This is a genomic window from Sphingomonas sp. 10B4 (assembly GCF_035019905.1).
In the GTDB taxonomy this organism is placed as follows: Bacteria; Pseudomonadota; Alphaproteobacteria; order Sphingomonadales; family Sphingomonadaceae; genus Sphingomonas; species Sphingomonas glacialis.
Map to the genome: position 1 here is coordinate 1 of NZ_JASJVC010000116.1, position 6,472 is coordinate 6,472.

The 6,472-nt window shown below is 67.2% G+C and carries 6 protein-coding genes and 1 riboswitch; of the genes, 5 read left to right on the forward strand and 1 reads right to left on the reverse strand.

Annotated elements, in window-relative coordinates; translation table 11 throughout:
* The first annotated feature begins 34 nt into the window (after positions 1-34).
* Positions 35-637: an NAD(P)H:quinone oxidoreductase gene (wrbA, locus tag QN347_RS18445; protein ID WP_133189518.1), complete on the forward strand. Its 603-nt coding sequence runs from the start codon at positions 35-37 to the stop codon at positions 635-637.
* On the opposite strand, the gene QN347_RS18450 is transcribed toward wrbA, so the two are convergent.
* Positions 627-1,337, reverse strand: a complete 711-nt coding sequence (locus QN347_RS18450; protein ID WP_323494297.1) for a M15 family metallopeptidase — start codon at positions 1,335-1,337, stop codon at positions 627-629. The two genes, wrbA and QN347_RS18450, sit on opposite strands and share 11 nt — an antisense overlap.
* A gap of 163 nt (positions 1,338-1,500) precedes the next feature.
* Between QN347_RS18450 and QN347_RS18455 the strand changes: the two genes are divergently transcribed.
* From QN347_RS18455 to pnuC, 4 genes are all read left to right on the forward strand, one after another.
* Positions 1,501-2,193 carry an RNA pseudouridine synthase gene (locus QN347_RS18455; RefSeq protein WP_322162790.1) on the forward strand — a complete coding sequence of 231 codons (693 nt, stop codon included), beginning with the start codon at positions 1,501-1,503 and terminating at the stop codon, positions 2,191-2,193.
* 32 nt (positions 2,194-2,225) lie between these two features.
* Positions 2,226-2,335: riboswitch (TPP riboswitch) on the forward strand.
* A 48-nt stretch (positions 2,336-2,383) separates the two neighbouring features.
* Positions 2,384-4,669, forward strand: coding sequence for a TonB-dependent receptor (locus QN347_RS18460; protein WP_322162792.1), 2,286 nt, complete (start codon positions 2,384-2,386; stop codon positions 4,667-4,669).
* A 4-nt stretch (positions 4,670-4,673) separates the two neighbouring features.
* The gene (locus QN347_RS18465) at positions 4,674-5,816 is read left to right on the forward strand and encodes a phosphotransferase enzyme family protein (protein WP_322162794.1); all 1,143 of its coding nucleotides are present in this window, start codon (positions 4,674-4,676) and stop codon (positions 5,814-5,816) included.
* Complete coding sequence (gene pnuC, locus QN347_RS18470) at positions 5,816-6,373, forward strand: nicotinamide riboside transporter PnuC (protein ID WP_322162796.1); 558 nt, start codon at positions 5,816-5,818, stop codon at positions 6,371-6,373. The genes QN347_RS18465 and pnuC overlap by 1 nt, the downstream gene beginning before the upstream one ends.
* Positions 6,374-6,472 lie beyond the last annotated feature (99 nt).

The following is a 6,472-nucleotide window of genomic DNA, read 5'->3' on the forward strand; positions in this document are numbered from 1 at the left end:
AGATGTGTATAAGAGACAGAAGAAGGACTATCCGATGACCAAAGTTCTCGTGCTCTATTACTCGTCCTACGGCCATATCGAGCAGATGGCCGATGCCGTTGCCGAAGGCGCGCGCGCCGGTGGTGCCGAGGTCGACATCCGCCGCGTCGCCGAAACTGCGCCGCAAGCGGTGATCGAAGCGGCGCACTTCAAGACCGATACCGCGCACGAAGTGATTTCCGGCCCCGACGCGCTCGCTGACTATGACGCGATCATCGTCGGCGCACCGACGCGCTTTGGTCGCATGCCGAGCCAGATGGCGTCGTTCTGGGATACCACCGGCGGGCTGTGGTTCGGCGGCAAGCTGATCGGCAAGGTCGGCGGTGCGTTCACCTCGACCGCGAGCCAGCATGGCGGGCAGGAGACGACGCTGTTCTCGATCATCACGAACCTGATGCATCACGGCATGACGATCGTTGGCCTCGACTACGGCTTCCAGGGCATGACCGGCGTCAAGGAAGTGGTCGGCGGCACGCCGTATGGCGCATCGACGATCGCCGATGGCGACGGCAGCCGCCAGCCGCATGCCGAGGAGCTCGCCGGCGCGCGCTATCAGGGCAAGCGCATCGCCGAGACGGCGGCCAAGCTCAAAGCCTGAACCATTTGCGCCTCCGCCGCTCGACCGGAGCGATGATCGGCGGAGGCAGCAATTGCGGGAGCATGACGGGTGGCGGCACCGACGGTGGCTTGAGCCAGAGGTCGGATATGTCGGTCACACGCGGGCTCGCCGGGTAGCTCGCGCGCGCGCGGCCGACCGCCAGGCGCGCGCGCGTCGCGCCAGGCACCTTCAGATTGGCGCCGACCCAGCGCCAATGCCACGGCTCCCACGTGACGCCTTGCGCATTGCCGATCGGGAACGACAGTTCGAAACCGAAGTCGGGCGCGTGGCTGATCAACCAGCGACCGGCGGGGGTCGTCGCGATGCAACTGTCGACATCGGCGCATCCCGCCGACGGCCGGATGGCGAAGTCGATCGCATAGCCCGTTGCGTGCTCGCTGAACCCCGGCGGCGCGACGGTCAGCGCGCGCATCGCCGGGTCGCCGCAATGGCCGCGTCGGCGATTGTGGCAAAAGACCGCGCGCTGGTGCGCAATCGAGCGGAAGCACGACAGGCCGCGGAGCGTCTTGCCTACGCTGGGCGTCAGCGCGGCGGCGGTCAGCATCCGCGCAAGGTCGGGCGCGGCATCGCGATTGATAACGCAAGGCTGGCCGACCGCGAAACCGGGCGGCGCCGCAACCAGATCGCCGCTTGCGACTTCAGGATAGGGCAGGTGGCCAAGCATGCGTCCGTCGGCCATCGCAGCGGGGAGGTCGCCGGGATAAAGGCCCGCCGGAACAGCCGTTTGGGCGAGCGTGGGGGAAGCCGCCCACGGCGCCAGCGCGATCCCCATCGCCCAAGTTCGCATCGCTCGCACGGCGCGGGCTCTGGCATGTCGGCGCTTGCGGTGGCAAGGGGGTGGGATGCTAGCCAATCATGTTCTTTTCCTCGACGGCGAGGCGCTTGTCATCGACAAGCCCGCCGGTCTCCCGGTCGATCGTCCGCGCGATGGATCGCTCTCCCTCGAAAACCATCTCGACGGGCTGACCTTCGCGTTCAAGCGCTGGCCGGTGCCGGTGCATCGGCTCGATCGCGACACGTCGGGCTGCCTGCTGCTGTCGCGCAATCCCAAGGCGCATGCCCGCCTGCAACAGGCGTTCGAACAGGGGCTGGTGCGCAAGCGCTATCTCGCGGTGCTCGAGGGTGTGGTCGAGGGTGAAAGCGGGCTGATCGATCTCGCGCTTGCGAAGGTCAGCACCGAAGAGACCGGCTGGCGGATGGTCGGCGATCCGCTCGGCGCCAAGGGCAGCAAGGCATCGCGGACCGCGTGGCGCGTGCTGTCGATCAAGGACGGGCGCAGCTTCGTCGAGTTCATCCCCGAGACCGGCCGAACGCACCAGATCCGCGTCCATGCTGCCGAGGCGCTCGGCGCTGCGGTGGTCGGCGATCCGATCTACGGCAACGGCACCAAGGCGAACGGCGCCGCGACGCTGCTGCACGCCGCCGAATTGATGGTGCCACGGGCGGGCAAGGAGCCGATCATCGCCAGGGCGCCGCTCCCTGAGCGCTTCATCGCGGCGGGATTTACCGAGGCTGATGCCGCGCCCGCGCAATAGCGCTTTCCTCACGTGACCTGACCGACTAAGCCCCGCGCTCCCCGGGGGGCCGCTAATGCGCGGCTGAGAGGTGGGCTGCAGCCCACGACCCGCTGAACCTGATCCGGTTGATACCGGCGTAGGGAGGGCTGGCGGCAGACTCCGTTACCCCTCCGTGTAGGAGTGACGACGGATGACACGCAGGCTTTCCATGACCGACGGCATCGCACGCGGCGCGCTCGGCTTCGCGCTGCTGTCGAGCGCGATGCTCGCGGTCCCGGCGTTCGCCGAGGACAAGGATCCGCCCGGCGATATCGTCGTTACCGGCCATCCCGATCCCGAAGGCCTGCTCCCCGACCAGCACGCGCCCAAGGCGCAAAGCGCGATCTCGGCCGATTTCATCACCAAGCAAGCGCCCACGCTCAACGCGTTCCAACTCATCGGCCTGCTGCCCGGCGCGAACGTCTCGTCGAGCGACCCCTACGGCCTGTCGACCAGCTCGAGCCTGACGCTGCGCGGGCTCGGGCAGGACGAGATCGGCGTGCTGCTCGAAGGCGCGCCGCAGAACGACATCGGCTATTATTACGCCTATCCCGCGCAGTTCGCCGATGCCGAGAACCTCAAGCAGATCACGCTCGCGCAAGGTGCGGTCGATCTCGATTCGCCGACCGTCGGCGGGGCGGGGGGGCTGCTGTCGCTGACGCTCGACGATCCCAAGACGAGCCCGCAAGCGCTCGTCAATCTCTCGCTCGGATCGTACGCCGCGCGGCGCGCCTTCGTGCGGGTCGATACCGGCACGATCGGCCGGACCGGGCTCAAGGCGTTCGTGTCCTATTCGAACATCCGCGCCGACAATTGGCGCGGTGCGGGGTTCGACACGCGCCAGCATGTCGAAGCCAAGCTGCTCAACGAATGGGGCAACGGCAACCGCGCGAGCATCGCCGTGTCGTTCAACGATGCCAATTCCTCGACCTATCCCAGCCCGACGCTCGCCGACTGGAACGCCCAGGGGCGCGGGTTCAATTATGACCGCAACTATAGCGCCGGGAATACGAATTACTGGCGGCTTCACCGCGCGCCGTTCCGCAACGTCTATCTTGCGGCGCCGCTGCATCTGGCGCTCAATGATCGGCTGACGCTCGACACGACGAGCTATCTCCAGTTCGGTTATGGCAATTCGCCGTACGGCACGGCGCTCTCGACCACCGGCAATTTCCTCGGCACCGAGGGGCTGGGGCCGGTCGCGCTGCCCGGCGCGGTCGATGGCGCGGCGACCGTGCTCGGCAATTATACCGGCGACCAGTTCCGCGGCGGCACCGTCGCCAAGCTCACGCTTGCCGCCGGGGCGCACCGGATCACCGCTGGCCTGTGGTTCGATTACGGCAAGGATCGCGTGCTGCAGACCTATGGCGCGGTGCGCGCGGACGGGCGTCCGGTCGACCCATGGGGCTATCAGGAGACGGCGATCCGCACTGCCGATGGCCGCTTGCTCGCCTATGAGGATCAGCGCACGCTCACGCTGACCAAGGGTTTCTTCCTTTCCGACAGCATCACGCTGACCCCGCGGTTGAGCGTCGATATCGGGTTCAAGGGCGTCGATCTGCTCCGCAATGGGCGCAATTATTTGCCCGGCCCGCAATCGGCGGTGCGCCGCGACAGCTCTGCCGCGCTGCCGCGCGCGGCGATCCATTATCAACTCGACGACCGGCAGCAGCTGTTCGCCAACATCACCACCAACTTCCGCGGCCCCAACGAATTCACGCTCTACAACAGCTATTATGGCGGTGAACTCAGCACGCAGGGGACGAACGCGCTCAAGAACGAATATTCGGTCTCGCAGGAGCTCGGCTATCGCTACATCGGGCCGAGCCTGTCGGCGTCGGTGACCGCCTTCCATTACCATTTCCGCAATCGCCAGCTCGCCACGCTGGTCGATGTCGGTGGCGCGCAGGTCAATTCGACGCTTAACGCCGGCAGCCAGGCGTCGTACGGAGTCGATGGCGAGATCGACTACCGCCCCGCCGCGGGGGTGAGCCTCTACGTCTCGGGCGAATATCTGCGCGCGCGGCTCGACAACGACCTGCCGGTAGGCGCGGATTTCCTGCCGACGCGCGGCAAGCATGCGGTATCGAGCCCGACCTTCCAGGCAGGGCTCGGCGGGACGTATGACGACGGCCGCTTCTTCGGCAGCAGCGCGCTGAAATATGTCGCGCGCCAATATGCCACCTTCGTCAATGACGAGAGCATCCCGGGCTACGCGACGCTCGACCTGTCGGTCGGCGTGCACCTGGCGGAGTGGCTCGACGGCAAGCGTACCGATCTGCGGCTCAATGCGATCAACGTCACCAATCCACGCGTGCTGTCGGGCGTCGCGGCGGTGACCCCCAACGCGCGCGACACGATCGGGCGTCGCGGCAGCGTCATCGCCGGGGCAGCGCCGGCTTATTATGTCGGGAGCGGCGCGGCGCTGATCGCGACGCTGTCGCGCGTGTTCTGAGGCAATGGCCGCGAGCGCCCCGCATCTCGTCCACGGCATGGGCACCACGCTCGAGCCGCCGACCTGGCCTGCCATCACGCATGATCACGCGGCTGCCGCGCTTGCGCGCTTCCCTGTCGCCGGTCGGCTCGAGGCGCTCGAATGGCATTCGCCGCGGCCCTTCTCGGCGGCGGCGCGGGTCCGCACGACGCGCGGAATGTTCGTGCTGAAGCGGCACCATCCGGCAGTGCGGACGCCTGCCGGCCTGGCGGAGGAGCACGCCTTCATCGCGCATCTCGCCGCGGCCGGGATACCGGTGCCCGAAATCCTGCTGACCGACGCCGGGACGAGCGCGATCGCCGTCGGCGACTGGACCTACGAACTCCACCGCCAAGGCGCGGGGCTCGACCTGTACCGGGAGCGACTTTCCTGGACTCCGTACCTCGCGGCGTCGCACGCCCATGCGGCAGGTGCGTCGCTCGCACGGCTACACGCAGCATCGCGCGGCTTCGCAGCGCCGGCGCGCGCGGTGCAGCCCTTGGTGGCGAGCTTCAATATTCTTCCCAGCACCGATCCGTTGGCGGCCACCGAGGCCTATGTCGCGGCGCGGCCGGCGCTAGCGGCCTTCCTCGAACCGCGCGACTGGCGGCCGGCGGTGGCGCGACTGTTTGCCGAGCTCGGCCAAGGCGTGCCGGCAGCGCTGGCGGGGCACGAGGCGCTGTGGACGCATAACGACTGGCATCCCTCGAACGTGCTGTGGAGCGCGGACGGACAGGTCGAGACGGTGTTCGACTTCGGTCTCGCCGACCGCACCTGCGCGGTGCACGACCTCGCGACCGCAATCGAGCGCACTGCGATCGACTGGTTGGAGCTGGGGCAGGGGAGAGACGCGACGATCGGCCATCCCGAAACCGCGCAAGCGCTGCTCGCGGGGTATGCGACGGTGATCCCGCTCGACCGCGGTGAGGTGGCGGCGCTGCTGCGCGTGCTGCCGCTCGTCCATTTCGAATTCGCGCTGTCCGAGATCGACTATTTCGCGGGTGTCGTCGGCGATGCCGAGCAGGCGAGCGTGGCGTGGGACCAGTATCTGCTCGGCCACGCCGACTGGTTCACCGCGCCACACGGACAAGCTTTCCTGAACACCATCGAGCATGGGCCACTCGGCTGATGTCCGCGCTCGAGATCGTCGCTGTCATCGTCAGCTTTCTGGGGATCTGGCTGACCGCCGTGCGGCGGATGCTGTGCTGGCCGATCAACCTGCTGGCCTGTGCGCTCTACTTCAAGCTGTTCCTCGACGTTCGGCTCTATGCCGACATGGTGCTGCAAGCGCTGTTCGGCATCGCCATCGTGTATGGCTGGATCGTCTGGGCGCGCGGCAAGGAACATGATGGCGACGTCATGGTCGAGCCGCTGCGCGCGGGGCCTGCGGCAGTCGCGCTTGCGGCGGGCGCGCTCGGGGCGGTCACGATCGGGTGGGGCACGAGCCACTATACCGATGCGGCACTCCCGTGGATCGACTCCGCGCTGAGCAGCTTCAGCCTCGTCGCGCAATATTGGACGGCACGGCGACATCGCGAAAGCTGGCTGCTGTGGGTCGCGGTCGACGTGATCTATGTCGGCATGTTCGTGTTCAAGGGGCTGATGCTCACCGCCGGCCTCTATGCCGCGATGATCGTCCTGGCAGGGCTTGGATATCGCCGCTGGCGGACCGCGCAACGCGTTTGACGCTGCGACGGCGGGTAGTTCTTATAGCCTGACTCATTGAGGAGCCGGAAAAGAGGTTGCGTTGTGGTCCGGAAGCGATTCATGTTCCAACATGATCCG

Coding starts and splice junctions, on each gene's coding strand:
- wrbA (WP_133189518.1), top strand. CDS start 35: ATGACCAAAGTTCTCGTGCTCTATTACTCGTCCTACGGCCATATCGAG.
- QN347_RS18450 (WP_323494297.1), bottom strand. CDS start 1,337: ATGGCCGACGGACGCATGCTTGGCCACCTGCCCTATCCTGAAGTCGCA.
- QN347_RS18455 (WP_322162790.1), top strand. CDS start 1,501: ATGCTAGCCAATCATGTTCTTTTCCTCGACGGCGAGGCGCTTGTCATC.
- QN347_RS18460 (WP_322162792.1), top strand. CDS start 2,384: ATGACCGACGGCATCGCACGCGGCGCGCTCGGCTTCGCGCTGCTGTCG.
- QN347_RS18465 (WP_322162794.1), top strand. CDS start 4,674: ATGGCCGCGAGCGCCCCGCATCTCGTCCACGGCATGGGCACCACGCTC.
- pnuC (WP_322162796.1), top strand. CDS start 5,816: ATGTCCGCGCTCGAGATCGTCGCTGTCATCGTCAGCTTTCTGGGGATC.